Source organism: Microcystis sp. M169S2 (genome assembly GCF_020245865.1).
GTDB classification, from domain to species: domain Bacteria; phylum Cyanobacteriota; class Cyanobacteriia; order Cyanobacteriales; family Microcystaceae; genus Microcystis; species Microcystis ichthyoblabe_A.
The window spans coordinates 20,338-35,434 of record NZ_JADBUB010000037.1; the positions used below are offsets into that span (position 1 = coordinate 20,338).

At 41.6% G+C, this 15,097-nt stretch carries 15 protein-coding genes and 2 pseudogenes; 4 read left to right on the forward strand and 13 right to left on the reverse strand.

From position 1 onward, the window contains the following. Positions 1-10: 10 nt before the first annotated feature. The 8 genes and pseudogenes from IM485_RS04480 to IM485_RS04510 all read right to left on the reverse strand — a co-directional run bounded on the left by IM485_RS04480 (position 11) and on the right by IM485_RS04510 (position 5,330). Positions 11-1,312: a type ISP restriction/modification enzyme gene (locus IM485_RS04480; protein WP_104395569.1), complete on the reverse strand. Its 1,302-nt coding sequence runs from the start codon at positions 1,310-1,312 to the stop codon at positions 11-13. Positions 1,313-1,329: 17 nt separating this feature from the next. After that, complete coding sequence (locus tag IM485_RS04485; RefSeq protein WP_104395570.1) at positions 1,330-1,716, reverse strand: type II toxin-antitoxin system VapC family toxin; 387 nt, start codon at positions 1,714-1,716, stop codon at positions 1,330-1,332. A gap of 2 nt (positions 1,717-1,718) precedes the next feature. Next, positions 1,719-1,946, reverse strand: a complete 228-nt coding sequence (locus IM485_RS04490) for a type II toxin-antitoxin system Phd/YefM family antitoxin (protein WP_002742618.1) — start codon at positions 1,944-1,946, stop codon at positions 1,719-1,721. 135 nt (positions 1,947-2,081) lie between these two features. Further along, positions 2,082-2,386 (reverse strand): annotated as a pseudogene (locus tag IM485_RS22915) (N-6 DNA methylase); the annotation flags it as partial. Positions 2,387-2,510: 124 nt separating this feature from the next. Further along, positions 2,511-2,705, reverse strand: a complete 195-nt coding sequence (locus tag IM485_RS04495) for a nucleotidyltransferase family protein (RefSeq protein WP_228051364.1) — start codon at positions 2,703-2,705, stop codon at positions 2,511-2,513. Positions 2,706-2,768: 63 nt separating this feature from the next. Beyond that, the gene (locus IM485_RS04500; protein ID WP_002735184.1) at positions 2,769-2,993 is read right to left on the reverse strand and encodes a DUF4926 domain-containing protein; all 225 of its coding nucleotides are present in this window, start codon (positions 2,991-2,993) and stop codon (positions 2,769-2,771) included. A 3-nt stretch (positions 2,994-2,996) separates the two neighbouring features. After that, positions 2,997-3,323: a DUF6883 domain-containing protein gene (locus IM485_RS04505; protein ID WP_002749521.1), complete on the reverse strand. Its 327-nt coding sequence runs from the start codon at positions 3,321-3,323 to the stop codon at positions 2,997-2,999. Between the two features lie 3 nt (positions 3,324-3,326). Continuing rightward, positions 3,327-5,330 carry an N-6 DNA methylase gene (locus tag IM485_RS04510; RefSeq protein WP_287741586.1) on the reverse strand — a complete coding sequence of 668 codons (2,004 nt, stop codon included), beginning with the start codon at positions 5,328-5,330 and terminating at the stop codon, positions 3,327-3,329. A gap of 268 nt (positions 5,331-5,598) precedes the next feature. Here IM485_RS04510 and IM485_RS04515 point away from each other — a divergent pair, with 268 nt between their 5' ends. Then, entirely contained in the window at positions 5,599-7,116 is a 1,518-nt protein-coding gene (locus tag IM485_RS04515; protein WP_287741588.1) for an NAD(P)H-hydrate dehydratase, read from the forward strand. A gap of 110 nt (positions 7,117-7,226) precedes the next feature. Here the strand turns inward: IM485_RS04515 and IM485_RS04520 are convergent. The 4 genes and pseudogenes from IM485_RS04520 to nadB form a co-directional block, all read right to left on the reverse strand. Then, a pseudogene (locus IM485_RS04520) lies at positions 7,227-7,793 on the reverse strand (SAM-dependent methyltransferase); the annotation flags it as partial. Positions 7,794-7,974: 181 nt separating this feature from the next. Further along, entirely contained in the window at positions 7,975-9,048 is a 1,074-nt protein-coding gene (locus tag IM485_RS04525; RefSeq protein WP_104395573.1) for a glycosyltransferase, read from the reverse strand. Beyond that, complete coding sequence (locus IM485_RS04530; protein WP_104395574.1) at positions 9,045-10,160, reverse strand: HEAT repeat domain-containing protein; 1,116 nt, start codon at positions 10,158-10,160, stop codon at positions 9,045-9,047. Before IM485_RS04530 ends, IM485_RS04525 begins: the two co-directional genes overlap by 4 nt. Positions 10,161-10,366: 206 nt before the next feature. Then, positions 10,367-12,034, reverse strand: coding sequence for an L-aspartate oxidase (gene nadB / locus IM485_RS04535; RefSeq protein WP_104395575.1), 1,668 nt, complete (start codon positions 12,032-12,034; stop codon positions 10,367-10,369). 184 nt (positions 12,035-12,218) lie between these two features. Here nadB and IM485_RS04540 point away from each other — a divergent pair, with 184 nt between their 5' ends. After that, complete coding sequence (locus tag IM485_RS04540) at positions 12,219-12,455, forward strand: hypothetical protein (RefSeq protein WP_287741592.1); 237 nt, start codon at positions 12,219-12,221, stop codon at positions 12,453-12,455. A 27-nt stretch (positions 12,456-12,482) separates the two neighbouring features. Here the strand turns inward: IM485_RS04540 and psbU are convergent, their stop codons facing one another. Further along, entirely contained in the window at positions 12,483-12,890 is a 408-nt protein-coding gene (gene psbU / locus IM485_RS04545) for a photosystem II complex extrinsic protein PsbU (RefSeq protein WP_104395577.1), read from the reverse strand. A 478-nt stretch (positions 12,891-13,368) separates the two neighbouring features. On the opposite strand from psbU, the gene IM485_RS04550 reads away from it, so the two are divergent. Together IM485_RS04550 and IM485_RS04555 are read left to right on the forward strand one after the other, a co-directional pair. After that, positions 13,369-14,004, forward strand: a complete 636-nt coding sequence (locus IM485_RS04550; RefSeq protein WP_104395578.1) for a peroxiredoxin — start codon at positions 13,369-13,371, stop codon at positions 14,002-14,004. A 591-nt stretch (positions 14,005-14,595) separates the two neighbouring features. Further along, a complete protein-coding gene (locus IM485_RS04555) occupies positions 14,596-14,895 on the forward strand; it encodes a ferredoxin (protein WP_002775899.1) in 300 nt (99 codons plus the stop codon). The last annotated feature ends 202 nt before the right edge of the window (positions 14,896-15,097 follow it).

Below are 15,097 nucleotides of genomic sequence, written 5' to 3' on the forward strand. Positions count from 1 at the left end.
CAATCTAAATTTACTCAATAGGAAAACCCGGAATCGCAGCATCGATTAACTGCATTAATTTGATGGTTTCGGCTAGGGCTACTACTATTTTATGATAGTGCAGTATATCCTCATCTGATAGGGTGCGTCCTTTTCTGTCTTTTAACCATTTCTGACAAACTTGATAACCGCCAATATAGAAGTTCCAAACTGCTTCAGGTACTCCTCTAAAACAGTCTCCTTGTTTGTTAATGTGGACTTCTCCTTTGCTATATTTGGGATGTCCTGCCGCTACAATTCTATCGCTTTTACTCACAAAAGATAGATCCCCCCAACCCCCCTTAATAAGGGGGGCTTCCACTCCCCCCCTTTTTGAAGAGGGGGCTAAGGGAGGATCAAGTTTAGGAGATGTCATCAGGTGAAGCTGTACCAGTTGTTCTCCGTATTCTGCGAGTTGACGGAATAGGTTATCGTTGCTGGTGAGGGGTACTCTGGGAAAGTCTATCTTGAGAAATTCGGCGTAACGGCTGCGATAGGTGGGAGAATGAAAGACGGCGTAGATGTAGTAAAAGATGGTTTCTGGTGTGGGTAAGTAGCCGAGTTTTGTTTCTAGGGTTTTGAGGAAGTCTGGGGAGAAGTTGGGACGTTTTTCTTGTTGGAGTTCTTGAGCTTTATCGGAGTCGGGGTAGAGGTAGAGGGGAAAAATTACCCCCCCTTCTTTTGTTCTAACAGAGATAATATGTTGATCGGTAAGATTATCAGTTACATATATATGCTCAAATGGTAATGAAGCTAACTGACGAACAGTTACTAATGCTATATTCTTTTTCTGATCTAAATGTTGCATAATACGACGATTTAAACGAGCAACAAACTTTTCGTGATAAAAAATAAATCTATTATCAAACGGTCTAAAACACTCGGATTTAATATATTTAACTATTTGATTAACATCTACAGATTTTCTTGCCATATTTGTGTTCCACATATCGTTATCAACAAGTCTTAAATTAAATTCTTGTGCAGACTGATTGTCCGTTTTCTCTGGATCAAGAAAACTGGCGATTTGTTTTTTTACTGAATTAATAGAGTAATTAATTACTAATTTATCTCTTTTAGTAAGACATCCTAAAGAATATTCATTCATAAACTCTGTTAGTTTAAATCCTTGTTCATATTCACCAAATAAATCAGTATTTTGAGGAATCAACAAATAAAAAGGAGATTGAGGGTTAACCTCATGAAAATCAGTAGAGTTAACCGTATTTTCTTTTAATATTTGATATTTATCTTCTCTTAAACCGTATAAATGAGCGTGATAGATTTTAGCCATGATTAAACCTCCTCTTTTTATAAACGTTTAACTATATAACAATCAAATACCTGATCATAACTAATAACAGGAACATTTTCGGCTATTGCTTGAGCAATAATCATCCGGTCAAAAGGATCTCGATGCTGAAAAGGTAATTGAGCTACTTGTTCAAAATGTAGTAAATTAAGAGGCAAAATCTGAAAATCATTTATCTGAATTTGTGACTCAATAAATTCTCGAAAAGGTGTATCAAAAGTTAATTTTCTTAGACTATATTTGATAGCCATTTCCCAAATACTAGCTTGACTAAGATAAACCAGATTTTCTCTTTCATTAATCATAATTTTATGGTTATCTCGCAATTGTTTATTATTAGTGACATACCAAAGAAATACATGAGTATCTATTAAAACTTTGAGCATAATTACATATAATCCGCAAAATCAGTTAAAGGAGCATCAAAATCATCGGCTATCCAAACTTTTCCCGCAGCACTTCCGGGTTGACGCGGTGGTTTCTTGGCTAACTTGACAGGACTTAATTTAATTACAGGTTGATTATTTTCTGTAATAATAATTTCTTCACCTTTCAGGACAGCTTCCAATAAATCATTAAATTGATTCTTTGCTTGTTTTAATTCAACTGTATTCATTAGTGTACCCCACTGATAAACAATACAAACATTAGTTTAACCGAAAGGCTTTATACTTGCCTACGCTATGCTGAAAATTCAAACAATAACATTCTAGCTTATCTCCTAGTATAGCTCCTTCAGGGTTTGGTAGCTTCATGGTGTCATTAAGCTTTTTACCATTATACCAATACTAACCCCCTGCTGAATATCAAAGACATTTTCATCCTTACTACCATCAGGACAAATTTCTTTTTTCTTACTGTTACCATGTAAATCATAAATAAAAATCTCATCAAAAGTATTAATTAACTGTTGTTTCGTGCCTCGAAAAGTAGGATTATCTAAAAAGCCATGATTATTATTAACTCCTCCATTTGGGGTAAAGCTAAAGTTAACTGCTGCTTTTCTTCCCTTAACTTAATATCCTCTAGAGTGTTAATTAAATAAACCCCCAACCGCTAATTAAGATATCATCACAATATAGCTTTAAACTACGAGACATAAATAGCCTCCTCTTTGATAGAGTTAATAACTTGGGTTTTTAACATTTTTTTTGTTACTAAATCTACAGACAAACCCAAATTATCTTCTAAAAAAAACTTCCATATATTTATCAAAGGTAACTTTTCTTTGAAATTCTACTAATAAATCTAAATCACTTGTTGCTTTTGCTTCATCTCTAGCAAAAGAGCCAAATAATGCTAAGTAAGTCATACCATAACTTTTTATAATTGTTCTATTTACCTTGAGGAAATTTATCAAACTTTCTCTGTTCATATTTTTACTCCATTATATTAGAACATATTTGGGTTCTACCGAACTTGTCATGCAAAAATAACACTAAAAAGAAACTGCTTGTTTTTTCGTTATCCCCATGGACACCAACTCAATTTGAGATTCAGACACTTCTACCGTATTTAGAGGAATTAACCCCTCTAAACTATAACCATCTTCTCCTTCAGGATTGGGATAATGTTCAACAATAGTACCCAAATCACCCTGACTTAAACCATACTCAGGTAAATCTTCAATTAAACGAACTTGGGTAAATAAACTAAATTTCATGCTCTAACCTCCTTCAAACGGAAATAAAGTAACAAATTTTGTTTCAGTAGGTGTAACCATCCAAATGGTTTTGACTGAGAGAATCTTATTATTAACTCCTCTTAAATTACCAATAATTTCATATTTTTGACCATATTTAGTTTTAGTGGTAGGAGTTGCTTCTAAAGTAAGGATTTGCTCTCTTAAATCTTTTTCTAATTGTACCCAATTATCTTGATTATAACCAGCTTGAGCTAAATATTGTGATTTATCATCTTTAGGCAATAACACTAAAAGATAATCTTTCAATTTAGCTGGAGAAATAACCGTCTTAGGATCAAGCAAAGCCATGAGTTAACTTACATCCATGCTTTTTACCATTATACCAATACTAACCCCCTGCTGAATATCAAAAACATTTTCATCTTTACTACCATCTAAAGCGGTTTCTTTTTTCTTACTGTTACCATGTAAATCATAAATAAAAATCTCATCAAAAGTATTAATTAACTGTTGTCTCATGCCTCGAAAAGTAGGATTATCTAAAAAACCATGATTATTAATAAAAGCTAAAATTCCCTTTTGACTTTTATCAATTCGCCACTGTGCAAACCTGATAAATTTAACATAATCATCCTGTAACCATTTCGTATTTTTCTCACCTAAACCCTTGCCATCAATAAAGTAATAATCATTAACTAAATTTTTGATCCACTCATTATTATTTTCCGAATGACCAGAATAAGGCGGATTGCCAATAACAACCATAATCGGTTCATTTTTCTTAATCCGAGAACCTGCTTTTGCTTCCTCTGCTATTAACTCCTCCATTTGGGGTAAAGCTAAAGTTAACTGCTGCTTTTCTTCCCTTAACTTAATATCCTCTAAAGTATTAATCAGATAAACCCCTAACCGCTTGCCACTCGCAAACTGATAACCCGTCTCTTCCAGAAATAACCCCAACTTTAGATGACAAATTGCATAGGGAGCCATCAACAACTCAAAGCCAAAAATCCGAGGTAATAACCTTTCCGAAACATACCCCGACCAAGACTTATCTGCTAACCCTGCCGTCAACGCGACCGGATTCTCCTCAAACCGCTTATGAATCAACTGAAATACCCATAATAAAAACGTCCCCGTCCCACAAGCAGGGTCAAGAATCATCACCTCTGGGTCCGCAATTCCCAACGGTTTATTAAACTTATCCTTAATCAACTCATCAACGGAACGCACTATATAAGACACCACAGGTTCAGGAGTATAATAAACCCCCCTTTTCTCCCGCATTTGAGGCTTATAAGCCGCTAAAAAGTCCTCATAAAAGCGAATAACAATATCCTCGCGGTTCATCTTATTGCGAAAATCCGTTAAGATTGCCTCCATTTTTGCCGCTCTGAGGATGCCAAACGCCTCACCGATACTATCAATTAACTCATCCCCCAACTCCGCCGCCGGACGCTGGGAAACATCTTTAAATAACTGCCTTAAAAAAGGGTTAGTTTCTGGTAATTCTTGCCAAGTATGGTAGCGATTAAAATCTCGTTTCGGATTCTTGACATAACTAAATACCCGCGCCGTAAACAAACCATAAGCAATAGTTTGAGCGTAAATATCACTAAAACTATAATTTTTCTGATCCTCAGAATTTAGCTTGAGATTGGGCAATAACTCTTTCTGAAAACTCTCTAATAATTTATGTAAATAACCCCCTTGATTTTCCTGACTATAAACATCAGGTATCGCCCGTTCAATGCGTTGGGTAACTGCGGCTAATTCGTGGGCTAACTCCTGAGCAGTTTCAGCAGGTTTATAGAAAATCCAATCAACTTGCGGGATTAAATTAAGAGCTTTTTCAAGAATTTTATCTGCTAATTCATCCCAATGTAACCGTGCTAACCTCGCCCTTAAATCCTCATCCTCAAAGGCAAAAGTTTGAATCCCCCGCTGCCGTAATCCCCCCTCAGTGGGTAAGATAAAAGCTACTCTAGCTTGATTTTTAATTCCCCCTAACTCCTCTTCAAAAGGGGAAAATGGGAAAAGTAAATACATGACAGGTTGATCCTCAGCAATTCTGCCAATATAGTGACCATAGATTTCCTGTTGCTGTGGCTCTGAAGTGAGAAACTGCTTAATTTCTTGGTCTGTCCCTCGATTTAATTCCTGATAAAAACCAACAGCAATAGGACAAGTTTCTGCGGCATCTTCTGGGTTGCCCCCCGGACGCAAATACCAAAACCTTGACCCCTGAGAGTCCCTTTCTAGTACGGGATAGTTAAGGATCGTTCGCAGAGATTCGGCTCTAGCGGACTCATCGCCAGTAACAATAGTTTTTAGTTGGGCGGTAGTGATAGGCATAAGACAATTATCCTATAAAATGACAATATTATGTCTTAAAATCGCCCGATCCTACGCGAGTATGACGGGGAACCTTAAGCCCAAATTTTCGGTCAGTAACTACTAAAATTAATTAATATATCCACTGCTCAACGTCAAGCGGAAACTAGACAGAATGATCTGGCTATTATTGGCCAAACCAGCCTTTAGCTGGTGAAAATGCGGGCTAATTGGGAATTTTTCGGCAAAAAAGTTATCTAGACCTGTTAACAGGCAATTTATCCCTGCAATGAGCTACAATTATCGGTTAAACGTGGTTAATAGCGAGCAGATGCGTCGCATTGAAGGGGCGATTTTTGCCTCTGGTATGCCTGTGGCCGCTTTGATGGAAAAGGCAGCCCTGTTAACGGCAGAACAGCTTAAAAAGTCCTATTCTTTGGCTGATTTCCCCAAAATCGGCGTTATAGTTGGCCCTGGTCACAATGGCGGCGATGCTCTCGTGATTGCTAGAGAATTACATCTCGCCGGTTATCAAGTATCTCTTTTTTGTCCGATCGCCAAACTCAAGGATTTAACAGCACAACAGGCGAATTATGTCAAGCATTTAGGCTTAATTTTTCAGAAAACTTTAGAATCTTTGGAGGATTGTCAGTTAATTATCGATGGTCTTTTCGGTTTTGGTTTAGAAAGGACTTTATCGGGAGAGATTGCCGAATTAGTCGATAAAATTAATAGTTGGCAAAAACCGGTAATTAGTATCGATATTGCTTCGGGAATTCACACCGACACCGGAGAGGTTTTAGGCACGGCAATTAAAGCCACTCATACCTTTTGTTTGGGACTCTGGAAGCGAGCTTTTTTCCAAGATGTGGCCTTACCCTATCTGGGTAAAGTGGAGTTAATTGATATAGGAATTAGTCCCCTTGACCTAGAAACAATTTTACAAGATTCACCGCCAATTCTGAGAGTTAATCCCGCTCTAATTCGCCCTTATTTACCTTTACCCCGTCCTCTACTTACCCACAAATATCAGCAGGGACATTTATTAATTATCTGTGGTTCTCGTCGTTATGCAGGGGGGGCAATTCTCGCAGGATTAGGAGCGCGAGGTAGTGGTGTGGGAATGCTTTCTATTGCCGTTCCTGCTGCCCTTAAATCTTTATTAATTAGTCATTTACCAGAAGCATTAATTATCGATTGTCCCGAAACTGCCACGGGAGCTATTGCCGAACTTCCCCTAGAATTAAATAATTATCATGTCCTCGCCTGTGGTCCTGGATTAACCACAGAAAATCCTGCTATTATCGAACAGGTTTTAGACAGTGATAAGGCGATTATACTCGATGCCGATGCTTTAAATATTTTGGCTCAACTGGGTACAGAAAAATTATCATCTCGTCAGAATAAGACAATTTTAACGCCTCATTGGGGAGAATTTAAACGCTTATTTCCTAACTTATCAGGTTCTCAGGACAGGATTAATATCACTCAAGAAGCATCTCGACAAAGTGGTGCAATTGTCTTATTAAAAGGAGCCAGAACTATAATCGCCTCCCCGGAAGATAAAATGTATATAATCCCCGAAAGTAGCTCCGCTCTAGCGCGAGGTGGTAGTGGTGATGTCTTAACGGGATTAATCGGCGGATTCTTAACCCAAATGCCGGATAATCCCCCAGAAGCGACCGCATTAGCGACTTATTTACACGCTCAAGCCGGCATTTTAGCGGCCAAAGAAAGGACAGAATTAGGAGTAGATGGAGTGACTTTAGCTAATTATTTATTTGCTGCCCTTAAAGGTTTAAATTAACGTTAGTTAGATGAAGTTAAAAAAGGGCAGAAGGTAGAGCAGGTAAGTCTTTTGGCTCTAAATCAAGAGAAGGCTTAACAAGATGATAAGTGTAAGCAATCAGACCCCCCTAAATAGTTTAAAATTTTTCTAGATACGGCCGTTTTACAGATAATTGCCAGATAAGCTGAACGTCGATCGAGACATTCAATGAGCTTAATTAACATCCACTCTGAAATATCAAAATTACTTTTTCCCGTGATTGCATCTAAACCCTGATAGCCTTGAAAATTGCTTTTTTGAGGTAAATTTTTTCCGTTAATAAGTCCTTGTTTTGAGTTGGTTATCCAAGGCAGATTCCCCAGGAATAAAATATTTTCTGTCCATGGTTGAGTCAGGGAATACCAGTCACAATCAAAAAAGTTCTTCTGTTGAACTTGTATTCTTTGATCTTGGGATATTTGCCGATCTTGATTAATCTGAGTGATATAATTAGGATTAATTTCAAAGCCAAGAATTTTTTCAGTTTCTTTAAAGGTAAGTGAGGCCGCTTTTAAAAAGTTACCTATACCACAAGTTGGCTCAATAATAACATCGGGGTTAACCTGAATTTGCCATAATTTTTTACAAATTTTTTCGGTTAACTCCGGGGGAGTTTGAAAGTCTCCATATTCAATTTTAACCTGAGAAGCTTGCATTACTAATTCTCTCTATAAATGGCTATTAATCCTTCTTCTTGACCGGCAAGATCGATTACCCTATCTGTTTTCACTTTGTGTTCTTTGTGTCTCTGTGGTTGCTCCTGAACCCTTCTGGGATAACCCGATAGAAAAGTTTATGCTAGGCTAGATTTAACCGGACTAAACCAAGAGAGCCTATTTATTTTTGACTGCGAGCAAAAATTTCTTCAAACCAATTAATAGCTCGATTTCCTAAAGCTTCTAGGGAATATTTTTGCTCCACTACTGCACGACAAAAAGATCGATCGATCCGGTCTAAATTTTTAATTCCTGTAACTAATCCCTCGATACTATCGGGTTCAACTAAAAAACCAGTTTTTCCCTCTTCAATAATTTCTACCAGACCACCGCGATGATAGGCAATTACAGGAACACCACAGGCAAAAGCTTCAATAGCCCCGTTACCAAAAGCCTCAACCCAGCGCGGGGTCATCAACAGGCCAAAACAGTCGCCTAGCTCTTTTTGCAGGCTCCCAGTGGGCAAAAACCCGCGATAATCGACTAAATCGAAACTGTAGGTATCCTGTAAATTTTGCCAGTAGAGAGGATTGGAAATATGACCGAAAACCCGTAAAGGGACACCTAACTGTTGACAAGCAGCGATCGCATCTTCTAAAGCTTTTTCTGGCGCGATCCGTCCCACCCAGGCTAGACAGGGGGAGGGATCAGCCCGAAACTGATACAAAGATACGTCCAAACCATTAGCCAAACAGCGATAGGGGGGAGAGAGGGAGAAAGTTTCTGCTTGGGTGACGGTGTGAAAAGCGAGTGAATGGGGAAAACTGCGGTAAGTTTTTTGAATAATATTATCCATCGCCAAAGAAACGGAAGCCATGCTGACTAAATGGGCGACGGGAGTAGCAAAAAAAGGAGTGAGATAAAAAGGGAGCCAATCGTAGGCAAAATTAACAATTAAATCGTACTCATTTTGTACCTGTTGGGCGTAGTGCCACATATTGGCCAAAACGGCATTTTCGGGTATTAAAATCGGGGCTTCCCGGTCTTGACTCTGGGCGGAAATCTGGGCATTTCCCGCTATAGTGATCAAGGGGATATCCTGCAATTGCGAGGCTTCTGGAGCCACTACCCGCACCGCATACCCTTGCTTATTCAGAGTGCGCGCGAGATTATAAATGGTTAATTCTACGCCACCGCCGCCCCCCGATCCCAAAAATCCCACGGGGGTCGAGAGAAACAACAGTTTTCGACTCAATTTTGCACCTCAGTGGCCGTGGTTTCGCTGAAGGTCGGTGTGGTTTCGGTGAAGGAAGTATCCTGTACATCATCATCTTCTGGTTCACCGGTGGTTTCCAGGGGAGCAATATCTAAACGGGGAGCTAATTGCAGATTTAACTGTCTAATTGCCCAGCGTGCCGTTTCTTGCACTTCCTCATCGGAATCATCGAGGGCATGACAAATTAATTGACTGATCTGAGACATCACATCGTAGAGTCTGGTTAGATCGCGAATGGCATTTTTCCGCACCTGGGGATTTTTGTCTTGGAGAGAGATAGCCAAAGCTTGGTTCATCGGTCGCAGAGAGCGGGTGCAGATTTGAGCGAGAGCTTCTAGGGTTAAACTGCGTTCGTAGGAATCCCCATCCATCATGCTATCGACTAAAGGCTGCATTGCCCTAGAATCAGACATCTGTGCCAGCTTCCAAACCGCCCGTCTGCGGGTACGGGGATCGTCATCGCGAAGACTTTCAATTAAACTCGTGATTGAGTCTGCGCTCGGCATGCGGGAGGTAGCTTGTACTGACAAAGAAGACGCGAAATCATCCTCCCAATTGTCATTAATCTCACTACTGGTTTTGGTGTCCACATCGAGGGAATTGCCATTGCCCTCAAAAAAGTTGTCGGGTGGGTTTTTAGGATTGACGTAAGTTGTCTTTTTGCGCCGTTTTGAGGCTTTGCCCTTGGGACGGTATTGAAGGAAAAGCGATAGTAAAGCTGCCAATAAAGCGATGGATAACAAGGCCGAGCCAGCAATTAATGGTATTGGCAAATTCTCATTTTTGGCGGCAGGGTTGGCAACCGTGCCGGTTTGACCTAGATCCTTCTGCGTATCAGCGATCGCATTTTGAGCAGAGTTATCGTTCGGACGTTGTGCCAGAGCTTGTTGAAATTTTTCCAGGGCGAGTTGATAATTCTTTTGGATTTTGGCCTCGTAACCAGCTTTCATCAACTGATCGTAAGTGGCGACAGTCTGGGCCTGCTCTAACCTAGGTGGAGTTTGGGCGTTAGCCTTGGATAAAACCTGAACATCATGACCCCAACTGCTCACACCGATAGCTAACAACAATAGAAAATTAGGTTTGATCATAGAATTTATGTAACTGTTTAGGGGTAGGTAACAGTATGATAGCCTAAAAGCCATAAATGACAAGCACTGAACCCCAGAGATGGGTCATAGACCAGGATGATGGGGAAAAGCCCCCGGTCAGCGTCAGGCAAATATTGCCGCTACTGGGATCGGAGATAGATTCCACTGTTTAGCACTCAGAGATTATCTGTGAAAAACCGGCCTAATTAAGCTTGTACAGGAGTTTTGCGCCAGGTTCGACCTTGAATAGTCGTGTGGAATTGCCAATTAGCCACAGTTTCTGGATAATCGCCCCGATAGTGACCACCTCGGCTTTCTGCTCTTAATAAGGCACTTTCCAGAATTAAGTCGGCGATATCTAGAAGATTTAATGTCTCGATCGCTATCCTTATTTCTAACTGCACCGAGGGACACAAAAATAATTGTCCTTTGTCGGGGAGAAGATTCTGGAGAAATTGGCCCATCTTTAAGGATTGTAACTGTTGTTTCCACTGATGCACCCGTAGGATAGCAGTTTCTAACTCATTTTGAAATCGGCAAATTCCCGCATTTTCCCACATTAAAATCGGTAATTCTCTCCGTACTTTTTGCCAGTATTCCTGTTCTTCCTGCCAGTTTTCCGCAATTTCTAAGGGTTTTTCTGGTCTTTCCCCCACCAAGTTTTCTGGCTCTAGACCTATTTCAACTAAATTTGCCGCAAAGACAATACATTCCAAAAGAGAATTACTGGCTAAACGATTAGCACCGTGAACACCCGTACTGGCCGCCTCGCCGATCGCATACAAACCGGGTAGAGAAGTGCGGGCGTTTAAATCGGTAGCCACTCCTCCCATCCAATAGTGAGCGGCGGGGGCAACGGGAATCACATCTTCAAACACATTAATGCCCCATTTTTGACAGATGCGGATAATATTGGGGAAACGATAACGCAGACGCTCCGGTTCGATCGGTCTTAAATCTAGATATACTTTGGCATGGGCGGGATCGTCGGAGGTTTTCTGCAAATGGCTAAAAATCGCCCGACTCACCACATCCCGGGGGGCCAATTCTCCAGCCGGATGATAATCGAAGGCAAAACGCCGCCCCAGAGCATCAATTAAATGCGCTCCTTCGCCGCGCACCGCTTCACTAATTAAAAACCGCGGCGCCCCCGACACAGTCAAAGCGGTGGGGTGAAACTGAAAAAATTCCGGGTCGCGAATCACTGCTCCAGCACGCCAAGCGAGGGCGACTCCATCCCCCGTGCTAACGGCGGGATTAGTGGTTTGGGCATAGACTTGACCACCGCCTCCCGTAGCCAGAATGACTGCTTGCGCTCGCAGCCAACAGAGATGATCTTGATGGAGTAAACAAATACCTTGACAGCGTTGCCCTTCCGGGTCAAGCCAGAGTTTCAGGGCGAGCGCTTGGGGAATAATGGTAATATTGGGGCGCTCGACTACTTTTTCCATCAGGGTACTGACGATCGCTCTCCCCGTGCGATCAGCCGCGTGCAGCACCCGGTCCCGGGAATGGGCAGCCTCAAGAGTGCGGGCTAAGTCGTCTCCAGAGCGATCAAAACTAACCCCTAACCGCAGCAAATCAGCGATCGCTTGGGGGGCCTTCTCGACTAAAAACTGCACGGCATAGCGATCGCATAAGCCCGCTCCGGCTTTCAGGGTATCTTCTAAATGGAAAACGGGGGAATCTGCCGGGGAGGTGGCTGCCGCAATTCCTCCCTGCGCCCAATCACTAGCCCCAGTTTTTAAATCTTCTTTGGTAATTAAACCCACCTTTAAGTTAGGGGGTAAACACAGTGCGGCATACAATCCCGCCGCTCCCGATCCCACCACTAAAACATCTTGATAACTCGGCAGTTGCGAGGAAACGACCATGTAGGAGTTAATTGATAAATTCTATTTATTCTAGCATTTCATTTCTCTATAGTTCTGGCAAAAATCGCCAGTTTTTAGCTTGGGGCAGTATGCCAGATTCCTGAAGGGGTGACAACCAGCTTGAAGTGTGGACAGGGGGTAGGGTGTAGGGGGTAGGGTGTGGGGAAAAATCCTGTAGCCAAACATGAACTCTACCAAGGAGGAAACCCCGAACAAGCCAGTTTTTCGCTCTGGAAGCGTTCTTCAACTGAAACCAGACATCCCAGTCTGGACTGAGATTTTCCCTACACCCCACACCCCACACCCCATACCCTGTCTAAACTCTAACCTCTTTGTCACCCCATCAGGCCAGATTCTTTCTTTTGCCTCTTGCCTTCAGACGCTAATCACTGAAAAAGGTGAGCGATCGCTCACCTTGTAATTTTTTTAAAACCGTAATTAACTGGATTTAGTAAACTCCGGGGTTAAAACGGTCATCACCCTCGATAAATTCTTTAGAAGGCTCAGTAACGGTGAATTTCTCTAGATTGGCCTGTAAACGCTCTTTTTGAGTGTCCGAGAGTCCGGGGATATTGAGGACATCTTCCACTTCTTCGTAGGGGGCGTTTTTGATGATTTTACCAGCTAAATTGGGGTAGAACCCTCTCAAGTCCCGGAAATCGCGAATATCACTGTTATTAAGGTCGATTTTCGCCCCAAATTCTGTGGTTAGTTTGGCATCAGCCGCATTTAAGACCGCCACGGGATGAGAGGGAAGGGTGATCGAGGTAAGATTGAGAGCTTGAGCGGGAACTTTGCCCCAAAAACTCCCGATAATCAAGGCAATTACCGCCAGCAGACGAACAAGATTCTTCATTGCAGTTGTGGTCTCCTAAAACCAAGGCAAATTAACGATCAGGACAAGAAATTAAGCCGTCAGCTTTCCGACTAGGCATAGGGTGGGTAGTTGGGATTTGCCACCGCAGCCTAGCTATTAGCTGAACGCTGATAGCTAGTTAAAAAAGTTATATCATGCCATTAGACCAGATCATAACCTAGTTTGCCCCCCTAGGGGAAGGGTTTTGCGGTTTTGGGGTTTGATCACAAAAAACAAGTTGGTTAGGACAATCTAAATCTCTAAAACCCCTTTCTGGCAAAGATTTTCCTGCTGCCATCTGGCGGCTGCTACAGTTGAATTCCCCCATTCCCCTATCTCCCCACTTCCCCCATTTCCTCATTCCCCTATCCCCTAACCCAATTATTATAAATCCCTAAAATTATCAATGACGAACAGCACTCCTATGGCATCATAAACTGTTGCTTGTCTTGAAATACATAATAAGGAAGACACAATTATGGCTCTCCAATTGGGTGATATCGTTCCAGATTTTACACAAGATTCTAGTGAAGGTCCGATTTCTTTTCACCAGTGGGTAGGAGATAGCTGGGTGGTGCTGTTCTCCCACCCGGCTGATTATACCCCCGTTTGTACGACGGAATTAGGTACGGTGGCTAGTCTTAAGTCAGAATTTGAGCGACGCAATGTGAAAGTGATCGCTTTGAGTGTGGATAGTGCCGAATCCCATCTGGGTTGGATTAATGACATCAACGAAACTCAAAAAACTACCGTTAACTATCCGATTATCGCCGATGGCGATCGCAAAGTGTCGGATCTCTACGGCATGATTCACCCCAATTCCCTCAATAATCTGACGGTACGTTCGGTGTTTATCATCGATCCCAACAAAAAATTACGTTTAACTATTACCTATCCTGCCAGCACGGGACGCAATTTTAACGAGATCCTGCGCGTGATTGACTCCCTGCAGCTCACCGATAACTATCAAGTGGCTACCCCGGCTAACTGGACCGACGGTGGTGATTGTGTGGTGGTTCCCTCTATTCCCACTGAAGAAGCTCGTAGCAAATTCCCCAAAGGAGTTGAAGAAATTAAACCCTATCTACGCATGACTCCCCAACCTAATAAGTAATTAGGGTTTGCTAATCGGTGAACCATATCCTGGAAAACTGGCAATCCAAAAACCAAGAAATCGTCAGGGAGGGTTAGCCATCCGTTTTAACGGATGCTACCCCTGGCAACAGGGGATTTATCTCCCTATATCATTTATTGGTTTGATTGTCAATATATTTTTTCCTAGTTTCCCTAGATGTGTTAGCGGCAGTAGTGCCGAAAAGCAATTTCTTGGCTGGGTTAAAGACAATTCATCGACATCTATCTTAACCATAAGTTAAATTAATATTTAATAAAAATCGGCTTAAGGCTAAAAAAACAATTAACATTATAGCTCCAAATGCTTATTAGTGGTTAGTTTAGCTAGATTGTAGAGGGATGAAATTATCTAGAGATCGAGCAAGTATCCTCAAGAATTCTGGGTTAGATATATAAGTAAATTTTATTTTAAGTTTATTTAAGACTGTCATTACTAATGCAAGGCTGAGTCAGGCAGATTTTCCCGTAGTATCAAAAATGAAACTCGCTCCAATCGTTCACTCTGAGGACGGGCGAGAGGCAATTGTAGAGACTGCCGCTTTCACTAGCATTTAATTAAGAGGAACAACCGATGCCAACCTATGAAGTCACCCTAAAAACACTCGATGGCGAGAGTAAAACAATTGAGGTTAAAGATGATGAGTACATTCTCGATGCAGCCGAAGAAGCAGGACTAGACTTACCTTATTCCTGCCGCGCAGGAGCTTGCTCCACCTGTGCAGGTAAACTTGTATCTGGTAGCGTTGATCAATCCGATCAATCCTTCCTCGGTGACGATCAAATTGAAGCGGGTTATGTCCTCACCTGCGTCGCCTATCCCACCTCTGACTGTGTGATCCTCACCCACCAAGAAGAAGAAGCTTTGAAGTAATCTTCAAGATTATTCAGAAAACTCCCGTTAAGTGCTATCTATGGTGCTTAACGGGAGTTATTTTATGGCATAGAACGAGTTAGTTAGGACAGATGCCTGAAGGCTTTACTCACAGCATCCACAAGGTTTTCACTATCATTGATAATCTGACTAACATAGTTTTTCAATCTAGCCCAGAACTTTTCAATTTTGTTGAGATCTG